17 protein-coding genes are annotated in these 19,324 nt (G+C 72.3%); 12 read left to right on the top strand and 5 right to left on the bottom strand.

Going from position 1 to position 19,324, the window contains the following annotated elements:
• Window positions 1-205: 205 nt before the first annotated feature.
• Window positions 206-2,563 carry an arylsulfatase gene (locus VGO10_RS19330; RefSeq protein WP_327471472.1) on the bottom strand — a complete coding sequence of 786 codons (2,358 nt, stop codon included), beginning with the start codon at window positions 2,561-2,563 and terminating at the stop codon, window positions 206-208.
• Between the two features lie 45 nt (window positions 2,564-2,608).
• Window positions 2,609-3,646, bottom strand: a complete 1,038-nt coding sequence (locus VGO10_RS19325; protein ID WP_327471474.1) for an AI-2E family transporter — start codon at window positions 3,644-3,646, stop codon at window positions 2,609-2,611.
• Window positions 3,647-3,854: 208 nt separating this feature from the next.
• Between VGO10_RS19325 and VGO10_RS19320 the strand changes: the two genes are divergently transcribed.
• The 5 genes from VGO10_RS19320 (at window position 3,855) to VGO10_RS19300 (ending at window position 6,659) form a co-directional block, all read left to right on the top strand.
• Entirely contained in the window at window positions 3,855-4,262 is a 408-nt protein-coding gene (locus tag VGO10_RS19320) for a hypothetical protein (RefSeq protein WP_327471470.1), read from the top strand.
• Window positions 4,263-4,361: 99 nt separating this feature from the next.
• Window positions 4,362-4,805 carry a DUF7144 family membrane protein gene (locus VGO10_RS19315; RefSeq protein ID WP_327471468.1) on the top strand — a complete coding sequence of 148 codons (444 nt, stop codon included), beginning with the start codon at window positions 4,362-4,364 and terminating at the stop codon, window positions 4,803-4,805.
• A gap of 6 nt (window positions 4,806-4,811) precedes the next feature.
• The gene (locus tag VGO10_RS19310; protein ID WP_327471466.1) at window positions 4,812-5,264 is read left to right on the top strand and encodes a hypothetical protein; all 453 of its coding nucleotides are present in this window, start codon (window positions 4,812-4,814) and stop codon (window positions 5,262-5,264) included.
• Window positions 5,261-6,202, top strand: coding sequence for a bile acid:sodium symporter (locus VGO10_RS19305; RefSeq protein ID WP_327471464.1), 942 nt, complete (start codon window positions 5,261-5,263; stop codon window positions 6,200-6,202). The genes VGO10_RS19310 and VGO10_RS19305 overlap by 4 nt, the downstream gene beginning before the upstream one ends.
• 55 nt (window positions 6,203-6,257) lie before the next feature.
• On the top strand, window positions 6,258-6,659 hold the full coding sequence (locus VGO10_RS19300) for a response regulator transcription factor (RefSeq protein ID WP_327471462.1): 402 nt from the start codon (window positions 6,258-6,260) through the stop codon (window positions 6,657-6,659).
• A 21-nt stretch (window positions 6,660-6,680) separates the two neighbouring features.
• On the opposite strand, the gene VGO10_RS19295 is transcribed toward VGO10_RS19300, so the two are convergent.
• A complete protein-coding gene (locus VGO10_RS19295; RefSeq protein ID WP_327471460.1) occupies window positions 6,681-8,057 on the bottom strand; it encodes a glutamate decarboxylase in 1,377 nt (458 codons plus the stop codon).
• 88 nt (window positions 8,058-8,145) lie between these two features.
• The gene (locus VGO10_RS19290) at window positions 8,146-9,528 is read right to left on the bottom strand and encodes an SHOCT domain-containing protein (protein WP_327471458.1); all 1,383 of its coding nucleotides are present in this window, start codon (window positions 9,526-9,528) and stop codon (window positions 8,146-8,148) included.
• A 152-nt stretch (window positions 9,529-9,680) separates the two neighbouring features.
• On the opposite strand from VGO10_RS19290, the gene VGO10_RS19285 reads away from it, so the two are divergent.
• The 7 genes from VGO10_RS19285 (at window position 9,681) to cydC (ending at window position 18,160) form a co-directional block, all read left to right on the top strand.
• Complete coding sequence (locus tag VGO10_RS19285; protein ID WP_327471456.1) at window positions 9,681-10,379, top strand: response regulator transcription factor; 699 nt, start codon at window positions 9,681-9,683, stop codon at window positions 10,377-10,379.
• Between the two features lie 93 nt (window positions 10,380-10,472).
• Window positions 10,473-11,006, top strand: a complete 534-nt coding sequence (locus VGO10_RS19280; RefSeq protein ID WP_327471454.1) for a DUF1269 domain-containing protein — start codon at window positions 10,473-10,475, stop codon at window positions 11,004-11,006.
• A gap of 35 nt (window positions 11,007-11,041) precedes the next feature.
• Entirely contained in the window at window positions 11,042-12,370 is a 1,329-nt protein-coding gene (locus tag VGO10_RS19275; protein WP_327471452.1) for a DUF2254 domain-containing protein, read from the top strand.
• A gap of 26 nt (window positions 12,371-12,396) precedes the next feature.
• Window positions 12,397-13,797, top strand: a complete 1,401-nt coding sequence (locus VGO10_RS19270) for a cytochrome ubiquinol oxidase subunit I (protein WP_327471450.1) — start codon at window positions 12,397-12,399, stop codon at window positions 13,795-13,797.
• Window positions 13,794-14,804 carry a cytochrome d ubiquinol oxidase subunit II gene (cydB, locus tag VGO10_RS19265; RefSeq protein WP_327471448.1) on the top strand — a complete coding sequence of 337 codons (1,011 nt, stop codon included), beginning with the start codon at window positions 13,794-13,796 and terminating at the stop codon, window positions 14,802-14,804. The genes VGO10_RS19270 and cydB overlap by 4 nt, the downstream gene beginning before the upstream one ends.
• 6 nt (window positions 14,805-14,810) lie before the next feature.
• The gene (gene cydD / locus VGO10_RS19260; protein ID WP_327471446.1) at window positions 14,811-16,484 is read left to right on the top strand and encodes a thiol reductant ABC exporter subunit CydD; all 1,674 of its coding nucleotides are present in this window, start codon (window positions 14,811-14,813) and stop codon (window positions 16,482-16,484) included.
• The gene (gene cydC, locus VGO10_RS19255; protein WP_327471443.1) at window positions 16,481-18,160 is read left to right on the top strand and encodes a thiol reductant ABC exporter subunit CydC; all 1,680 of its coding nucleotides are present in this window, start codon (window positions 16,481-16,483) and stop codon (window positions 18,158-18,160) included. Before cydD ends, cydC begins: the two co-directional genes overlap by 4 nt.
• Here the strand turns inward: cydC and VGO10_RS19250 are convergent.
• A partial coding sequence (locus VGO10_RS19250) for an alkaline phosphatase family protein (protein WP_327471441.1) occupies window positions 18,100-19,324 on the bottom strand: 1,225 nt, incomplete at its 5' end. The two genes, cydC and VGO10_RS19250, sit on opposite strands and share 61 nt — an antisense overlap.

Genomic DNA, 19,324 nt, shown 5'->3' with positions numbered 1-19,324 from the left:
CGTTTGCGCGAACGCAGAAGACGAGATCCAGGAGTCGCGTCACGAGATCATCTGCCGCGTCCTGCATTGTGGACCCGTCGCCGAACGCCACGCCGGCGAGGACGAGCCGGCAACGGCCGCCGTCGTCGCGAACGCTCAAGGGAGGGGTCCAGCCGTCGGGCACACGCCGGGCCTACCCCGGATTCAGGGCCGTTAGCCGCCTCGTCTATTCGCGCGCCATCATCGCCGCGGCCTCGCGCTCGAGATCGACGTACGGCTCGCCGCTGACGTCGACGGCGACGCGGTTGATCGTGCCGCCGGTGAAGGCGAACGGCGCGCTGCCGGGGTAGTCGGCCGTGACCGGATCGCTGCTGTCGCGCCCGACGCACAGGCCGTCGCCGGCGATCGAGAACTTGCCGGGCTGCGTCTTGATCTTGCCCTCGCCGACCTTCACGTCGCCGTGAAACAGCGAGAGCGTGCCGACCGACAGGCCGGGCGGGTCCTCGCCCTCCTTCTCGAAGGCGGCGGACAGGATCAGGCCCTCGCCGGTCGGCAGCTCCTGGTCGGCGACGATGAGCTGCTCGACGCTGCCGACGAAGCTGTAGACGTAGTGCAGCCGGTTGTCCTTGACGTAGAGCGCGTGGCCACCGAACCGCGCCCCGTGCGCGAACAGCACGCCCTCGGCGCCGGCCTCGGGGATGTCGACGACCGCCGCGATGGCGTAGGAGCGGTTGCGGATGTTGACCGCCTGGGATTCGGGGACGTCGGCGAGGTCGGGGTAGTAGATGTAGCGGTTGCGCGGCGGCGACAACAGCGGCCGCGGCGTGATGATGATCTCCAACGCTGAGCGGTCGTCGAGCGGGAACGCCCCGTTCGCGCCGGCCTCGGCGTACCAGAGGTTGACCAGCTTCTGCAGGCGCTCCGGCTCCTGCGTCGAGAGGTCGTGCAGCTCGGAGCGATCGACGTCGGTGTGGTAAAGCTCCCACGTGTCCTTCTCGAAGTGGCCCCAACCACTGAGCGTTGGGTGGGTCGTGACGGCCGTCCAGCCGTCATGCCAGATGCTGCGGGAGCCGAGCATCGAGTAGAACTGGGTCTCGCGTGCGCTCGGCAGGGCCGCGGCGTCGAAGCTGTAGCGCATGCTGATGCCGTCGAAGTGGCTCTGGACGTGGCCGGCGATCGTCTCGGGCGGCTCGACGCCGAGCGCGTCGAGCATCGTCGGGACCAGGTCGACGGCGTGGTGGTACTGCTCGCGGATCTCCCCGCGCGCCTCGATGCCCTTCGGCCAGGAGATGATGCACGGGTCAGACGTGCCGCCGGCGAACTCGTAGCGCTTCCACATCTTGAACGGTGTGTTGAACGCCATGGCCCAGCCGTTGGGGTAGTGGTTGTAGGTCCCCGGGCCGCCGAGCTCGTCGAGCTTGGCCAGGTTCTCTGCCATGTCGTCGGGGATCCCGTTGGCGAACTTGCTCTCGTTGACCGAGCCGTTGGGCCCGCCCTCGCCGCTGGCGCCGTTGTCGGAGACCACGACCACCATCGTGTTCTCGCGCTGGCCGGTCTCCTCGAGGTAGTCCAGGAGGCGCCCGATCTGCCAGTCGGTGTGGGCCAGGAAGCCGGCGTAGACCTCGGCCATCCGGCTGAACAGCCGCTGCTCCTGCGCCGATAGGGAGTCCCAGGGGCGCGTGACGTCCAGCGCCGGGAACGCCTCACCGTCGGGCCCGGAGCGGGTCTCAGGCGTCCCGATCGGGTTGATCGGCGGCAGCTCGGTGTCGGGCGGGACGATGCCCAGCTTCTTCTGACGCGCCAGCGTCTGCTCGCGGATCGCCTCGTAGCCCATGTCGAACTGGCCCTTGAAGCGATCGCTCCACTCCTTGGGCGCGTGGTGCGGGGCATGGCAGGCGCCCGGCGCGTAGTACAGGAAGAACGGCTTGTCGGGCGCCAGCACCTTGGCGTCCTTGATGAACTCCAGCGCCTTGTCGGTGAGGTCGACCGTCAGGTGGTAGCCGTCGTCGGGCGTGCTCGGCGGGTCGACGGGGTGGCTGTCGTAGACGAGCTCCGGGAACCACTGGTTGGTCTCGGCGCCGAGGAACCCGTAGAAGCGCTCGAAGCCGCGGCCCGTCGGCCAGTTGCGCCGCGTGGAGGCGAGGTTCATCTCCGCCTCTGGGCACAGGTGCCACTTGCCGACCATGTACGTGTTCCAGCCTTGGGCGCCGAGGATCTCCTGGATCTGGCCGTTCTCGGGTGGGATGACGCCGCTGGCGTTCGGGAAGCCGCTGGCCGCCTCGGTGATGCAGGCCATGCTGTTGCGCGTGTGGTTGCGACCGGTCAGCAGGCAGGAGCGCGTTGGTGAGCAGAGCGCTGTGGTGTGCCATTGCGTGTAGCGCAGGCCGTCGCCCGAGATCCGGTCGATGTTGGGCGTGGGGATCGGGCCGCCGTAGCTCTCCAGGGCGGAGAAGCCGACGTCGTCGAGGACGATGTAGACGACGCTGGGCGCGCCGTCGGGGGCCCTGGGCGGCTCGAACGGCGACCAGTCCGGGACCGAGTCGCGGATGTCGGTGTTGACCTTGCCCTTGAACGGCTTGCTCATGGTGATGCGCTCCTGGTTGGCCCGCGCGGCATGGGGTTCTCGGCATCAAGCCTGGTCGAGGGCCGCGCCGGGCGCATCATCCAGTCCGGGTGATGTGGGCTGCTCGGCGCGCATCGCGGCGAGGTCGGCCGAGATGCGAACGGCCGCCGAGGTCAGCGGCGCGGCGAGGACCATCCCGACCGCGCCGAACAGCGCTCCGGCCCCGATCGTGACGACGAGCACGACGAGCGGGTGGATGCCGAGCGCGGCGCCCATCACCACGGGCTGGATCAACTGCTGCAGCGCGCCGTTGGCGAGCAGCACCACGACGGCCATCGCGATCGCGGTCTGCGTGCCGTTGTCGCCGAGCGCGATCAGCACGGTGAAGGCGCCGGCGCACCAGGCGCCCAGGAACGGGATGTAGGCCGCGGTGAAGTTCACCACGGCGATCGAGCCGGCCAGCGGCACGCCGAGCAGCAGCGCGCCCAGGCCGATGACGATCCCGTTGAACGCCGCGATGGCGGTGACGCCGCCGAAGTACCCGCGCAGCGACTGCAGCGTGCGACCCAGGACGACCCGCGCGGCGGGGCGCGGCACACCGAGATGGCGCTCGGCCCAGGTCCGGATCGTCGGGCCGTCCTTGAGCAGGAGGAACAGGCTCAGCGCCGTGAACGAGATGAAGACCGCCAGCGACGCCAACCCCGAGATGCCGGCGCCGAGGCCGTTCAGCAGCGCGTGGAACGCGTCGCCGATCCCCGAGCTCGCGCTGCTCTTGGCCTGCTGGGCGCTGTCGCTGCTCGCTCCGAGGTCCTTGAGCGCCGACTGGAGCTTGTCGGCCGCGTGCTGGAGCTTGTCGGTGAGCTCGGAGGACTGGCTCGAGACGCCGCTGATGATCATGACGAGCAGGGCCGCGCCGGCCACGGCGACGCCGACGAAGACGAGCGCCGCTCCCGCCAGCCGCGGGATGCCGTGGTGCTGGAGAAAGCGGACGATCGGCGACAGCACGGCCGCGAGCACCGCCGCGACGACGACCGGGACGAAGATCGTGCTGGTGAGGTTCGCGATCCAGACCGCGCCGACCAGGACGATGGTGACCCCGGCCAGCAGCCAGGCGGCAAAGCCGAGGTCGCGGAGCCACGGTGCGCGGCGAACACGCCGGAGAGCTCGACCCGCTCGAGCGCTTCTGGCGGGTCCTCGGCGGGTTTGCGCGTGCGGCCCATTGGTTGGCGTGCAGCGTCACCGGGCGCGGCGCCGGCCGCATCGTCCGATGCGGGTGATGCGAGCCGGTGCGCCGACCGGAGACGCTGCACCCATGACCGATCAGGACCCCCGCGCGCAAGATCCGACACCGCCGCCGACGGGCGAGCCGCCGCCGTCCTACGGCGAGCCCCCGCCGCCGGGCGCGCCCACGGCAGCGGGGTCACACGGCTGGGCGATCGTCGCCGGCGTGGTCGTGGTGCTGCTGATCGGGGTGCTCACGGCGATGGTGATCGACCGCGGCGACGCGGGCGCGACGGCGAACACGGCGCCCTCGATCAGCGTCGACCTGCACCGCACGACGAGCACGAAGAACGTCACGACCACGGTGGCGGCACCGACCCCGGCGCCGTCCACGGTGACGGTCACGCCCACGGTCACCGTTGCGCCGGCACCGGCCAAGACGGTCACGGCCCCTGCTCCGGCGCCCGGCACGAACACCCCGACGACCACGACGCCGTGAGCGCGTCTCACCATGGCCGTCGCCGTCATCCCAAGCGGGTGATGCACCGCGGCGATGCCGCTCATACGGTCCGGGTCAACCCACGAAGGAGGAACTTCGATGTCCACCAGCGCTGAACCCCGCGGCACGTCCGCTCGTCTCTCCGCCCAGCCGGACGCCTCCGTCGACGACGGTCGCGGCTACGGCTGGGTCCTCTTCGCCGGGATGATGCTGGCGATCGTCGGCACGTTGAACTTCATCTACGGCATCGCCGCGATTGGCGACAGCAAGTTCTACGTCAAGGACGCCCAGTTCATCATCAGCAACTTGAACACGTGGGGCTGGGTCCTGGTGATCATCGGCGCCGTGCAGGTCGTGTCGGCGTTCGGGATCTGGGCCCAGGCCGGTGGGGCCCGCTGGGTCGGCATCATCAGCGCCGGGCTCAACGCGATCGTCCAGATGCTGGCGATCCCGGCCTATCCGTTCCTGGCGCTCGCGCTGTTCGCGATCGACATCCTCATCATCTACGGCCTCCTCGCGTACGGCCGTCGCACAACCGGCTGAACGGTCATGACCGCGGCCCCGGTGCAGCTGCTCACCTTCGCCTTCGGTCCCGACGCGGTCTTCGAGGGCCAGATGCTCGGCGCGGTGGAGCGCCTGGAGAGTGGCGGCGCGCTGCGCATCGTCCAAGTGATCTTCGTCCGGCGCGACGCGACCGACGGCACGCTGTCGGCGTTCGCGCACCGCGGTGGGACGGCCGGCGGCATCGCCGGGCCGGCCCTCGAGTTCCGTCTCGACGAGGACGAGCGCCGGCGCTCCACGGAGCGGGCGCTCGCGGGCGTGGCGGGCACGGGCGTGCGCGAGCTCGGCGACGAGCTCGCGCCCGGCGCTGCGGTGGCCGCGGTCTTCGTCGAGCACCGCTGGCGCGCCGACCTCGCCGAGGCGACCAAACGGACGGGCGGCATCGCCGTGTCGTCGGACTTCGTCGACGCAGAGGCATTGGCGCGCGAGCTGTCCGGATGACGGCCGACCAGCTGCTGACGCATCTGTTCAACGCGGGCGTCGCGATCTCCATCATCGCGACGGTGCTCGCGCTCGGGATGTCCTACCGCGTGGCCGAGTTGGTGGCACCGTTGCGGCGGGTCTGGCTCGTCGCCCTGGTGATCCTCGTCAACTCGGTGCTCGTCCCCGCCGCGGCGTGGGGCATCGGCAAGGCGCTGCCGATCGACGCGTCTGCCGTGACCGGCATGACGCTCGCGGCGATCGGCGCCGCGAGCGCCGCGGGGCTGAAGGCCACCCAGCTCGCGCGCAGAGCCGACCTCCCGCTTGCCGTCTCGCTGGTCGTGGTCCTCCAGTTCGCCAACCTCGTCGCGGTGCCGCTGTGGGCCGGCCAGGTGGTCAGCGGTGCCTCGATCAGCGCGAGCTCGATCCTCGGCAACCTGCTGCTGCTCGTGCTCGTCCCGCTCGCGCTCGGCCTGCTCGCCCGCGCCCGCTACACGGCGCACGCGGCGACCTGGCAGGTCGAGCTCACGAAGGTCTCCAACCTCGCGCTCGCGCTGGCGCTGGTCGCGGGGATCTCGGTCAACTGGCAGGCGATCGTCTCGCTGCTCGGCTCCTGGGTGCTGCTGGCGTCGGCGCTCACCGCGATCGTGGCCGTCGCGCTGGGCGGGGTCGTGGGACGCGCGGACCCCGAGACGCGGACGACCACCGGGCTGGTGTCGGGCCTGCGCTTCGGCTCGCTGGGCCTGATCATCATCGGCACCCAGCTGCACGGGAACGCCGACTACCTGGGTCCGGCCATCGTCTTCTCGCTCGTCGACCTGATCATCGTCCTGCTCTTAAGCGTCGAGATCGGGCACCGCAGCCCCGACCCCATGAACTCGCCGGGTGCCCCCATGCCGGCCGCGGGAGGCGCGGGCACCCGGTCACGGTCGCCATCGGTCCGGCGTGCCACCGGCTGAGACACCTGAGCACCCCCGTGCGTCGAGCAGCGGGTTTGGGCAACCTGCTTGCGGCATGCGCGACATCCCAACAGGGCGCGCGGAGGTCGGCGTCCTCGTCGTCGACGACCAGCCGTTCTTCCGCGATGCGGCTCGCGCCGTCCTGGACACGCTGGTGGGCTTCAGCGCGGTGGGCGAGGCGTGCTCGGGGCGCGAGGCGATGCTCGCCGTCGCCCAGATCCGTCCGGAGCTCGTCCTCATCGACGTCCGCATGCCGGGCATGAACGGCATCGAGGCCGCGCGGCGCATCATGGCCGGCCACCCCGAGACGGTGGTGGTGCTGATCTCGACTGACGACTTCATCGACGCCGCCTCGACCGTGCGGTCGTGCGGCGCGGTGGCCTTCGTGCGCAAGCAGGACTTCGGCGCAGCCTTCCTGCAGGCCCTCTGGGCTCAGCACGGTCGGCGTCTGGACTGACGCCGGCCGCCGACCGACCAGCTAGTGGGCGAACGCCGACACCTGGGGGACTCCCGGGCGGGCGCCGGCGCGCTCCAGCGTCGCGGTCTGCTGGCGGAGGTCGTCCAGGAACAGGTCGGCCATGTCGTGCGTCATCCCGGCGCGCACGACCACGCGCAGGACCGACAGGTCCTCGCGGTTGGCGGGGAAGGTGTAGGCGGGCACGAGCCAGCCGCGCTCGCGCAGCCGGTCGGACACGTCGAAGACCGTGTACTTGGTCTCCGGCTTGACCGCGAACGCGAACACCGGCAGCTCGCTGCCGTCGGTGATCGTGCGGTAGGACCCCATCGCGGCGACCTCGGTGGCGATGTGCTGCGCAACCGCGCTCGAGTTCTGCTGCACGGCCGTGAAGCCCTCACGGCCCAGGCTCAAGAACATGAAGTACTGCGCGACGACCTCGCTGCCGGGCCGGGAGAAGTTCAGCGCGAAGGTCGGCATCTCGCCGCCCAGGTAGTTGACCTTGAACACCAAGTCGTCGGGCAGCGCGTCGGCGTCGCGCCACAGCGCCCAGCCGACGCCCGGGTAGACGAGGCCGTACTTGTGGCCCGACGCGTTGATCGACTGCACGCGCGGCAGCTGGAAGTCCCAGACGAGCTCGGGCTGGACGAAGGGGGCGATGAAGCCGCCCGAGGCGGCGTCGACGTGCAGCGGCACGTCGGGCCCGCCGCCGGCGGCCAGCGCATCCAGCGCCGCCGCGATCTCGGCGACCGGCTCGTAGCTGCCGTCGAAGGTCGACCCGAGAATCGCCACGACGCCGATCGTGTTCTCGTCGCAGTGGGCGGCGGCCTGCTCGGCGTCGAGGTGGAAGCGCTCGCCCTCCATCGGGACGAGCCGCGGCTCGACGTCCCAGTAGCGGCAGAACTTGTCCCAGCAGACCTGGACGTTGACGCCCATCACGAGGTTCGGCTTGTCGGTCGACAGGCCGGCGGCGCGCCGGCGCTCGCGCCAGCGCCACTTCAGCGCCATGCCGCCGAGCATTGCGGCCTCGCTGGAGCCGGTGGTCGACGTGCCGGTGGCGTCGCCGCCGCCCGGCGCGTGCCAGAGATCACCGAGGATGTTCACGCAGCGCTTCTCGAGCTCGGCGGTCTGCGGGTACTCGTCCTTGTCGATCATGTTCTTGTCGGCCGTCTCGGCCATCAAGGCGGCGGCGTGCGGCGGCATCCACGTCGTGACGAAGGTCGCGAGGTTCAGGCGCGCGCTGCCGTCGAGGAACAGCTCGTTGGTGATGAGGTCGTGCGCGACCTCGCTGCCGGTGCCGGTCGCCGGCAGCTGATGGCGCGGCAGCGCCGCGGCGGTGGCGTCTCGGACGAGCGGGGAGGCGATGCTCGAGGAGACCGGGCCGGTTGGTGTGGTGGTCACCGACCCATCGAACAGCGACGGCCGGGCCGTCGCATCATCCGTTCGGGATGAGGTCTGGGTCGCAGCGGACGGCGGGAGCGCGATGCGCTCAGCGGGTGCCGTCGCCGTTGGCCAGCACGAGCGTCTTCTGCGCGGCGAACTCCTCGTCGCTCAGCGCGCCGTGGTCGTGCAGCGTGGCGAGGCGCTCGAGCTCCTCGACCGGCTGGCTGCGTGCCGGAGCGCGTCGCGCGTCCCGCACCGCTCGCACCGCCCGCGTCGCGTGTCCCTGCAGGGCGGCGCGCGTCGCGCCGGCCTGCGCCGCGGGGAACTCGGCGGCGATCTGGCGGCGGAAGGCGGCCAGCCCGACGAAGCCGAGCACGATCATGATCAGCACGGGCAGTGGCATGCGCGTCGCCGGGATCGGCGCCCAGGCGATCACGAGCAGCAGGGCGACGGCGACCAGCGAGTAGGCGACGGCCGGATGCTCGCGCAGGGTGGGCGCCGCCGCGCGCCGCGCCGCGATGGCCGGCCGGTAGGGGCCGGCGAGCCACGCGGCCGCCACGGCGGGGATGCCGATGACGACCGTCGCCTGCGCGATGTCGCGCAGCATGTGCGTGCCGATCGACCACGCGGCCTGCGCGGCCGGCTCCACGGCCGCGGTGGCCGACAGCTGGCCGACGACGTAGTTGCCCGCGATGCTGCGGGCGACGAGGACGAAGAGGCCGGCGGCGATCAGGTCGAGGCCGGCGATCAGCAGCGTCTCGCGACGGCGGCCGCGGGCGAGGTAGACGGCGCCGGCGAGCATGGCGATCGCCAGCGCGGGCAGCACGGCGGAGAGGCCCTTGACCCAGGACACGACGCTCTTGAACGTGTCGACCTGGGTGTTGGACATGACCGTGATGTTCCCCGCGTCCGGCGGGATCCGGTCAGACAGGGAGCGCGGGAGCCCCAGGCGGCCGATGACCTCGACCACCAGCGAGCGCAGGTTCAGGACGATCGCGCCGCCCGAGGCGGTCACCAGCTTCGAGTCGCCCTCGGCGATGTTGATGAACTGCTCCGCGGTGACGCGGTTGGCCTGCTTCCAGACCTCCTGAACCCGCGGCCGACCGAGCGCTCGGTTGGTCGTCTTCTGGGCGAGGTCGCGCAGGCCGCTGGTGGCCGGGCCCGCCAGGGGCTTGAGCCGCGGCGGCAGCGCGCCGGCGATCTGCGCGGTGACGTCGGCGTTGGCGTACACCTCGTCGACGAGGTAGCCGGAGACCTGCGTGCGGATCTCGCTGTTGTTCAACATCGCCGCGCTCGTGTCAGACCAGTTGTCGGCATTGAGCACCTGGCGGTTGGCCCAGACCGCGAAGACGGCGAGCACGGCCAGGACGGTCGCTCCGCACAGCAGCCCGCGGATCGCGATGCGGCGGCCGCGCCCGATCGGCGCGCCGGGGTCGTCGGCGTGGGTCGGAGCGGGGGCTTCGGGCGGTGGCGCGGCAGCGTCGGTCATGGCGGGTCTCCTTGGCGCCCACCGTCGCAGCGCCCGCCCGGCGCCCGCAACGGGGCGGGCTTGCCTGTGGAGGGGTGCACGCACCGTGCGGCGACACCTGCTGGCCTCCCCGGCCCCTGTCAACGGCGGCCGGCCAGGGCTACAGTTGACCCATGACCCTCCGGGTGGCGCTCGCCGAGGACAGCTTCATCGTGCGCGAGGGGATCGCCCAGGTCCTGGACGACCACGCAGGCGACGTGACCGTCGTCGCCCGCTGCGAGGACGTCGAGTCGCTGTTGAGGGCCGTCGACGAGCATCGCCCCGACGTCGTGGTCACCGACATCCGGATGCCACCGACCAACACCGACGAGGGGATCCGGCTGGCCGCACGGCTGCGGGACACCCACCCCGAGATCGGCGTCGTCGTCCTGAGCAACTACGCCGACCCCGCCTACGCCCTGGCGCTCCTGGAGTCGGGCTCCGAAGGCCGGTCCTACCTCCTGAAGGAGCGCATCCACGACCGCTCGCAGCTGGTCTCGGCGATCCAGACGGTCGCCGTCGGCGGGTCGCTCATGGACCCCAAGATCGTCGAGCCGCTGATGCGGTCCCGCGGCCGCGCCGAGCGCTCGCCGCTGGACGACCTCACCTCGCGTGAGCTCGAGGTCCTGGCCAAGATCGCCCAGGGCATGAGCAACGCGGCGATCGCCGACGAGCTGGTGCTGACCAAGCGCGCCGTCGAGAAGCACATCAACTCGATCTTCTTGAAGCTGAACCTCTCCGGTGCCGAGGACGTCAGCAAGCGGGTCAAGGCGACGCTGATGTTCCTCGCCGAGGTCGACGAGCCCTCGGCGCCGTCGCGCTCGTTCGTGTAGGCGTCCTGCGGCGCACCACCCGATTCGGGTGATGCTCGGCCCCATGGCCGGACCTACGGTCGGTGAACCCACCGACGAGCGAAGGGACGTGCCATGAACAAGCCGATGTTCTTCTTCACGGGGATCTACGAGACCCCGGCGCAGGCCGAGGCCGACTACGACGCCATCAAGGCGCTGCACGGCAACGACGCCATCGGGTCGTATGACGCGGCCGTGCTCTCACGCGCCGCCGACGGGAGCGTGAAGGTCACCAAGGACGAGAAGCCCGTCAAGCACGGCGGCTGGGTCGGCCTCGCAGCCGGCGCCGGCGCGTCGGTCCTGTTCCCGTTCCTGCTGCCCTGGACCGTGGGTGCCGCGGCCGGCGGGGCGGGCCTGGGCGCGTGGTTCGGCCACCTGGCCCACGGCATGTCCCGGCACGAGGCCAAGGAGATGGCCGCGATGCTCGAGCCCAAGCAGGCGGCGCTGATCGTCATCGGGATCGACGAGGACGTGGCCAAGGTCGAACAGGCGACCGGCGGCTCGCTGAAGCACGTCACTAAGCACCTCGACGGCTCGGACTTCCAGGAGGCCGAGGGCGAGGCCATGCGAGCGCTCGAGCAGCAGGAGCGCGTCGAGGCGGCCGTGTGAGACGACGGAGAGGCTGAGCACCGGAGGGCGATCCCGTGACGTGGGGCATCGCCTTCCGCGCCCGCCAGTACCTGAAGGGCAGCCTGTGGGTCGTCCCGCTGCTCGGGGCGCTTGCGGGGCCGCTGCTGGCCCAGCTCGACCTGCGCATCGAGCAGCACATCACGCTGCCGGAGTCGTGGACCTACTCCGAGAGCACGGCCGCGACCGTGCTCAGCGCGGTCGTCGCGTCGATGATCGGGCTGACCGGCATCGTCGTGGCGATCGGCGTCTTGGTGGTGCAGATGGCCACCGGCACGCTGTCGGCGCGCTACATGCGCCTCTGGTACCGCGACCCGCTGCAGAAGGCCGTGCTCGGCAGCTTCATCGGCTCGTTCGCCTTCGCGTACTCGCTGCTGCGCCGCGTGGGCCCGACCTCGGTGCCGAGCCTCGGCGTCTCGATGGCCGGCGTCGCGGTCGCCGTCAGCCTGGTGCTGTTCCTGCTCTACCTCGACCGCTTCATCCACCGCTTGCGGCCCGTCGCCGTCGCGGCGTTCGTCGCGGGCACCGGGCGGAAGGTGCTGATCGCCGTCGACGCGCGGCGCCGGCCCGCGGGCGGGCCGGCGGTGGACCCGGTCGCCGAGGACGACCACGTCCTCGCGGTCCCGACGCCGAGGCCCGGCGTCCTGCAGGCGATCGACCTGAAGGGGTTGGTCGGGCTCGGCCGCCGGCAGGGCGTCATCGTGCAGCTGCACTACGCGGTCGGCGACTACGTGCCGGAGGGCGCGACGCTGCTCTCGCTCCGCGGCGGCGCCATGGCCGCGACGACGCCGAAGCGGGCCCAAGGCCTGTTCGCGCTCGGCCAGGAGCGGACCATCGAGCAGGATCCCGCGTTCGCCCTGCGCATCATCGTGGACATCGCGATCCGCGCGCTGTCGCCGGCGGTCAACGACCCGACCACGGCGGTGCAGCTGCTCGACCACGTCGAGGCGCTGCTGCAGCTCGCGGGCGAGGCCGAGATCGACGAGCGCCTGGAGCTGTGCGACGAGGACGGCGTGGTGCGCCTCGTGGCCCCGGTGCGCGGGTGGGCCGCGTACTTCGCGCTGGGCGTCACCGAGATCCGCGAGTACGGCGCGACGTCGACGCAGGTCACCCGTCGCCTGCAGGCGATGTACCAGCACTTGCTGGACGTGGTCCGTCCGGAGCACCGCGCCGTGGTGGAGGACGAGATGGCGCGCCTGGACGCCGACCTGCGCGCGCTGTTGTCAGACCCCGAGCGGCGCGCCTACGCGGCCACGCCCGACCGCCAGGGCATCGGCGGGATCACCGACGAGCGGGCGGCGGTGGCGCAGCCGCTTGGATCATCTGGATCGGGTGATGCGTCGTGATCGGGCCGACGGTTGCATGGGCCACCGTGTCCCCGCTTGCGGCCACCACGGTGGATCTCGCTCGGCTGCAGTTCGCGACGACCTCGATCTACCACTTCCTCTTCGTCCCGCTCACGCTCGGCCTCGGGCCGATCGTGGCGATCATGCAGACGCGCTGGCACCGCACCGGCGACGAGGCGTGGCTGCGGCTGACGAAGTTCTTCGGCACGCTGTTGTTGATCAACTTCGCGATCGGCGTGGCCACGGGCCTCGTCCAGGAGTTCCAGTTCGGGATGAACTGGTCGGTGTACTCCAAGTACGTCGGCGGCGTGTTCGGCGCGCCGCTGGCGATCGAGGGGCTGGCGGCGTTCTTCCTGGAGTCGACGTTCCTGGGGCTGTGGATCTTCGGGTGGGACCGGCTGTCGCCGCGGCTGCACCTCGCGACGCTCTGGGTCGCCGTCGCCGGCACGTGGATGTCGGGCTACTTCATCCTGGTGGCCAACTCGTGGATGCAGCATCCGGTCGGCTCCAAGGTCAGCGGCGGCGAGGCGCAACTGACCGACGTGTGGGCGCTGCTGTCCAACCGCTTCGCGCTCTACGCGTTCACCCACACCATGTTGGTCGCGTTGACGATGGGGTCGCTCTTCGTCTTCGGCATCGCCTGCTGGCACCTGCTGCGCGGGCGCAACGTCGACCTGTTTCGCCGCGCGGCTGCGCTAGCGCTGGTGGTCGCGGTGCCGGCCACGGTGGGCAACATGGTCGTCGGCAGCCGCTTCGGCCTGGCGACGACCGACTACCAGCCGATGAAGATCGCCTCGGCCGAGGCGCTGTGGAACACGGAGAAGCCGGCTGGCTTTTCGCTGTTCCAGATCGGCGGCTTCACGCAGTCCGATCAGAAGCCGAGCTTCGTGATCCAGGTGCCCAAGCTGCTGTCAGTGCTGGCGACGGGGACGTTGACGGGCCAGGTCGAGGGGATCAACGAGGTCAACAAGGGCTACCAGAAGCAGTACGGCAAGGGGAACTACATCCCACCGGTGAGGGTCACGTACTGGAGCATGCGCGTCATGGCCTACCTCGGCGCGCTGATGACGCTCGTCGCGCTGCTCGGCGCGTTCTTCTACCGCCGCGGAACGCTGGAGGGCAAGGTTTGGTTCCTGCGCACGGCGGTCGCGGCGATCGCCTTCCCCTACCTGGCGGCGACCGCCGGCTGGCTGCTGACCGAGGTCGGCCGGCAGCCCTGGATCGTCCAGGGGCTGCTCAAGACCGTGGACGCGAACTCGCCCAGCGTCGGCACGGCGATGCTCGCCGTGAGCCTCGGGGTGTTCGTGGCGCTCTACGCGGCGTTGGGTGTCCTCGACGTGGTCCTGATGCGCCGCTACGCCCGGCTTGACCCGCCGGAGCTCGAGCGCGCGGCCGAGCCCCCGGTGGCGGAGCTGGTCCCGTCATGAGCCTCGAGGTCTTCTGGTTCTGCCTGATCGCCGTCCTCTGGGCGGGCTACTTCGTGTTGGAGGGCTTTGACTTCGGCGTCGGCATGCTCGCGCCGGCGATCGGGCGCGACGACGACGAGCGGCACACGGTGATCGAGACGATCGGCCCCGTCTGGGACGGCAACGAGGTCTGGCTCGTCGTCGCGGCCGGCGCGACGTTCGCGGCCTTCCCGGCCTGGTACGCGACGATGTTCTCGGGGCTGTACCTGCTCCTGCTGGCGATCCTCGTCTGCCTCATCGTGCGGGCCGTGTCGTTTGACTGGCGCGGGCGCGGTGCCGGCGAGCGCTGGAACCGGCGGTGGCGCTGGGCGAGCACGGCCAGCAGCGTGGGCGCGCCGTTCTTCTGGGGCGTCGGGCTGGCCGCGCTGCTGCACGGCGTGCCGCTCGACGGCGACCAGACCTTCGCCGGCAACGTCGGCGACGTGTTCAGCGCCTACACCGTGCTCGTCGGGCTCGCGACCGTGCTGCTGTTCGCCTTCCACGGCGCGACGTTCCTCACGCTGCGCCTGGGTGGCGCGCTGGGCGAGCGCGCGGCGGCGCTGGCACGGCGGCTCGCGCTGCCGGCCGTCGTCGTCGTCGCCGGCACGCTGGCGTGGACGGTCGGGGTGGCGATGGACCGCAACGACCGCGGCCTGCTGCCGGTCCTCGTGCCCGCGGCCGTCGGCGCGGCCGGGGTGGTCTGCGCGGGTCTGCTGGTCGGCGCGCGCCGACCGGGCTGGGCGTTCGCCGCCACGGCGGTGGCGGCCGCGATGATCGTCGCCACGCTCTTCACCGGTCTGTATCCCCGCGTGATCGTCTCGCACCCGGACTTCTCCAACAGCCTGTCGATCTCCGACGCGGCGACCGCGCACTACGCGCTGAGCGTCGTCACCGTCGTGGCGGCGCTGTGCACGCCGGTGGTGCTGCTCTACCAGGGCTGGGCCTACCACGTCTTCCGGGCACGGGTCGGCGGCGCCCCGTCGGTGTGAGCCGGCGTGCGTCCGCTCGATCCCCGTCTGCTGCGCCGCGCCCGGGCCGCTCGCACGCTGCTCGCGCTCGACGTCGTACTGGGCCTCGTGACGACCGCCGCGGTGCTGGCCCAGGCATCGCTGCTGGCGTGGGTGGTCACCCGCGTCTTCGCGGGCGCGCCCGCGCGGACATGCGTCGGCGCGCTCGTGGCGCTGGCGCTGCTCGGCGTCCTGCGCGGCGCGGTGAGCTGGGGGACCGAGGTCGCCGGGCGTGGCGCAGCGTCGCGGGTGCTGTCTGAGCTGCGGCTCGCGCTCCTGCGCCGGCGCCTGTCCGAGCATCCCGAGGCCGTCGACGGCACCGAGGCGGGGGAGGTCGTGGCCGCCGCGGTCCAGGGCGTGGATGCCCTCGGCGCGTACTTCGCGCGCTACCTCCCGCAGCTCGTGCTGGCGTGCCTGGTGCCGGTCGCCGTCGTCGTCTTCGTCGCGACGATCGATCTCGAGTCCGCGCTGGTCATGGTCGTCACGCTCCCGCTCGTCCCGTTGTTCATGGTGTTGATCGGGCTGCGCACCGAGCGCCACACGCAGGAGCGCTGGGCGGCGCTGGTGGCGTTGTCATCGCACTTCCTCGACGTGTTGCGCGGCCTGCCGACGCTGCGCGCGTTCGATCGCGCCCGCGTGCAGACGGCCGCGATCGCGTCGGTGGGCGACCGGCACCGGCGTGCGACGATGGCGACGCTGCGCGTCTCCTTCCTGTCGGGCTCGGTGCTCGAGCTCGCGGCCACGCTGGGCGTCGCGCTCGTCGCGGTGCTCGCCGGCGTGCGCCTGGTCAGCGGCAGCCTCGGCCTGCAGGCGGGGCTCACCGTCCTGATCCTCGCGCCCGAGCTCTACCTGCCGCTGCGCCGGCTCGGCGCCGAGTTCCACGCCAGCGCCGACGGGCTCGCGGTCGCGCAGCGCATGCTCGCGCTGCTCGAGGCGCCGGGGCAGACGTCGGCCGTTGGCGTCCGCTTCCCAGCGAGCCCGCGCCGTGCGCCGGTGCGCCTCGAAGCCGTGTCGTTCGTCTACCCGACCCGGCCGGGCCCGGTGCTCGAGCACGTGGACCTGGAGCTGGCGCCGGGCGAGACGCTGGCGCTGGTGGGGGAGAGCGGCGCGGGCAAGAGCACGGTCGCCGCGCTCGTCCTCGGCCTGCTGCGCCCGACGGCGGGACGGGTGACCGTCGACGGCGTCGACCTGCTCGAATGCCGGCGCGGCGCATGGCTGCGCCAGCTCGCGTGGGTGCCGCAGCACCCGGCGCTGCTGCCGGCCAGCGTCGCGGACAACATCCGGCTGGGCGACCGCTCCGCCAGCGAGGCGGCGGTGCGCGAGGCGGCGATGCTGGCCGGCGCCGACGCGTTCGTGCGCGCGCTGCCCGACGGCTACGCGACGGTCGTCGGGGACGGTGGGCGACCACTCTCTGCGGGACAGCTGCGCCGCGTCGCCCTGGCGCGGGCGTTCCTGCGCGACGCCGCGCTCGTGGTGCTCGACGAGCCGACGGCCGACCTCGACCAGGTCAGCGTGGGCGTGGTCGGCGAGGCGGTCGCGCGGCTGGGCACGCGCCGCACGGTGCTCGTGATCGCCCACCGGCCGGAGCTGATCGTGTGCGCCGACCGCGTCATCCACCTCCCGCCCCCGGGCGGCGACTCGGTGCTGGCGACGACGCCATGAACAGCGCCACGGCACGGATCCTGGACCTCGCGCGCGTGCCGCGGCGGCGCGTCGCGCTCAGCGTCGTGCTGGGCGCGCTGACCGTGATCTGCGGCGCCGGCCTGATGGCGACCGCCGGCTACCTCATCACGCGCGCCGCGGAGCGGCCGGCGATCCTCTCGCTGGGCACGGCGATCGTGGCCGTGCGCTTCTTCGGGCTGGCGCGCCCGCTGAGCCGGTACGCCGAGCGGCTCGCCTCCCACGACGTGGCGCTGCGCGCGCTCGCCCACGCACGTGTCGTCGTCTTCCGGCGGATCGAGCCGCTGGCGCCCGCGCAGCTGCGCGGCTACCGCGACGGCGACCTGCTCGCCCGGCTCGTGGCCGACGTCGACCGGCTCCAGGACCTGCATCTGCGCGGCGTCGGGCCGCCGCTCGTGGCGCTGCTCGCCGGCGCAGCGTGCGTGGGCGCGGCGGCCGTCGTCCTGCCCGCCGCCGCGCTGATCCTGGCCGCCGGGCTGCTGCTCGCGGGCGTGGCCGTGCCGCTGCTGGCGACTGGGCTCGGAGCGCGGGCGCAGGCGCGGCAGGCCGCCGCCCGCGGCGCGCTCGCGACCGAGCTGCTCGACACGCTCGTCGCCGCGCCCGAGTTGGTGGTCTACGGCGCCGGCGACGCGGCGCTGGACCGCGCCGCGGCGGCCGACCACGAGCTCGTGCGCCTCTCCCGCCGCGATGCGCTCGTCGGCGGCCTGGGCGAGGGGCTGGGCGTCGCGATCGCCGGCGCGACCGTCGCGGCGACCCTGTTCGTCGCGGCCGAGGCGGTCGCCGACGGACGGCTCGATCGCGTGCTCGTCGCCCTCCTGGCGCTGCTCGCGCTCGCCGCGTTCGAGGCGGTCACGCCGCTCATCGCCACCGCGCGCGAGCTGCCCGCCGCGCTGGCCGCCGGCCGGCGCCTGCTCGCGCTCACCGACACGGAGCCCGCGATCGCCGATCCGCCGCTGCCCGCGCCCGCGCCGCCGCGGGACGCCGTGCTGGCGCTGGAAGGCGTCCGGGCGCGCTACGGCTCCGGCGAGCCCGCCGTGCTCGAGGACGTGACGCTGCGCTTGGCCCCCGGCGGCCGCGTCGCCCTCGTCGGTCCCAGCGGCGCCGGCAAGACCACGATCGTCAACCTGCTCCTGCGCTTCCTCGATCCCGAGGCCGGGCGCGTGACGCTGGCCGGTCGCGACCTGCGCGACTACCGCCAGCAGGACGTCCGGCGCGCGATCGCGCTCGCCGGCCAGGATGCCCACCTCTTCTCCACGTCGATCCGCCGGAACGTGTGCCTGGCGCGCCCGGAGTGCAGCGACGAAGAGCTGACTGCCGCGCTGGACCAGGCGCGCATCGGCGACTGGGTCCGCGGCCTGCCAGACGGCTGGGACACCGCGGTCGGCGAGCGCGGCCGGGCGCTGTCGGGTGGGCAGCGTCAGCGGATCGTGCTGGCGCGGGCGCTGCTGTCGCGCGCGCCGGTGCTCGTGCTCGACGAGCCGACGGCCCACCTCGACGAGGCGACGGCGACGGTGCTGATGCGCGACGTCTTCGCGGCGGCGAGCGACCGCGCCGTCCTGCTCATCACCCACCGGCCCGAGGGGCTGGACGCCGTCGATCAGGTCGTGACGCTGGACGCCGGGCGCGTCGTGGCGCGCTCGCCGTCGGCCGCCGCCTGAGGCTGCAGCAGCTGCCGCCAGCCACGCAGCAGGCCGTGCACCGCGGCGGCGCCGACGATCGGCCCTTCGGGCAGCGGGAGCGCCGGCGGCGCGAGGACGAACGCGCGCGTCTGCGGGCCGCCGAGCCCGCCGTGGAACGAGATCAGCTCCTCGAACGCGCAGCCCTCGTCGACCATCGGGTCATAGAAGCTGCCGACCATGATGTCGGCCACGTGCGCGAAGCCGTCGGTGCGGCGCAGGTGGTCGGCCGCGGTCGGCGAGAACGGCGCGAGCGGGTCGTCGCCCTCGACGCGGTCGTCGTCCAGGTAGCGCGCGCCGCCGTCCGGGCCGAGCACGACCGCGCCGTCCTGCGCGGAACGCACGAGCAGCCAGCCCACGTGCGGGTGGTCGCGCAGCGCGTCGATGAGCTTGGGGTGGCGCTCCTGGATCTCCTCGAGCGTGAGCCGCCGCGGCGCGCCCTCCATCAGGTAGACGAGCCCGAGGTTGCCGGAGCCGAGGACGACGACGTCGCGACCGCTGACGTCGGACTTGGACTTCTTGTCGTCCTTGCCCTGCTTGCCGCTGGCCTCGTCGACGGCGTGGTGGACCATCGCGCGCTGCTCGTCGCCGCCGGAGAAGCCCGCGACGCTGCCGCCGGAGGTCAACGAGCGCTCGACGAGCTCATCGAGCCCATAGCCGTTGCGCTGCTTGAACGTGGCGCCCTGCGTCTGGCCGTGGTCGGAGAGGACGACGATCTCGTAGGGCCGCGGCGCGTAGCGGCGGGCGCGCTCCAGCCGGCCGAACTGCTGGTCGAGCTTGCGCAGCGCCTCCATCGTGTCGGCGCGCTCAAGCCCGGAGTGGTGCGCGACCTCGTCGTAGCTCGAGAACGTGGCGTAGACCGCGGGGCGGCCGCGCATCATGTCGGTCAGCACGCCGAACACGATCAGGTCACGCACGACCACGCACAGCACGGCGCGCAGGTAGGGATATCGGCCGCCCCGCTCGCCCCGGGGCACGACGTCACGTCGACGCTGGGCGATCGCGGCCGTGTACTCCAGCACCACCTCCCAGGCGAACAGGACGAGCTCGCGCGTGACGTTGAAGCCGTTGGCCAGGAACGCTCGATAGCCGGCGTTGCTGTGCTTTTCGGCGTCCATCCGGCTGACGGTGAGGATGACCTCCTCG

The organism is Baekduia sp., assembly GCF_035996765.1.
Taxonomy (GTDB): domain Bacteria; phylum Actinomycetota; class Thermoleophilia; order Solirubrobacterales; family Solirubrobacteraceae; genus Baekduia.
This window is presented reverse-complemented; position numbering and strand designations above follow the sequence as displayed.

Coding starts and splice junctions, on each gene's coding strand:
- VGO10_RS19330 (WP_327471472.1), bottom strand. CDS start 2,563: ATGAGCAAGCCGTTCAAGGGCAAGGTCAACACCGACATCCGCGACTCG.
- VGO10_RS19320 (WP_327471470.1), top strand. CDS start 3,855: ATGACCGATCAGGACCCCCGCGCGCAAGATCCGACACCGCCGCCGACG.
- VGO10_RS19315 (WP_327471468.1), top strand. CDS start 4,362: ATGTCCACCAGCGCTGAACCCCGCGGCACGTCCGCTCGTCTCTCCGCC.
- VGO10_RS19310 (WP_327471466.1), top strand. CDS start 4,812: ATGACCGCGGCCCCGGTGCAGCTGCTCACCTTCGCCTTCGGTCCCGAC.
- VGO10_RS19305 (WP_327471464.1), top strand. CDS start 5,261: ATGACGGCCGACCAGCTGCTGACGCATCTGTTCAACGCGGGCGTCGCG.
- VGO10_RS19300 (WP_327471462.1), top strand. CDS start 6,258: ATGCGCGACATCCCAACAGGGCGCGCGGAGGTCGGCGTCCTCGTCGTC.
- VGO10_RS19290 (WP_327471458.1), bottom strand. CDS start 9,528: ATGACCGACGCTGCCGCGCCACCGCCCGAAGCCCCCGCTCCGACCCAC.
- VGO10_RS19285 (WP_327471456.1), top strand. CDS start 9,681: ATGACCCTCCGGGTGGCGCTCGCCGAGGACAGCTTCATCGTGCGCGAG.
- VGO10_RS19280 (WP_327471454.1), top strand. CDS start 10,473: ATGAACAAGCCGATGTTCTTCTTCACGGGGATCTACGAGACCCCGGCG.
- cydB (WP_327471448.1), top strand. CDS start 13,794: ATGAGCCTCGAGGTCTTCTGGTTCTGCCTGATCGCCGTCCTCTGGGCG.
- cydC (WP_327471443.1), top strand. CDS start 16,481: ATGAACAGCGCCACGGCACGGATCCTGGACCTCGCGCGCGTGCCGCGG.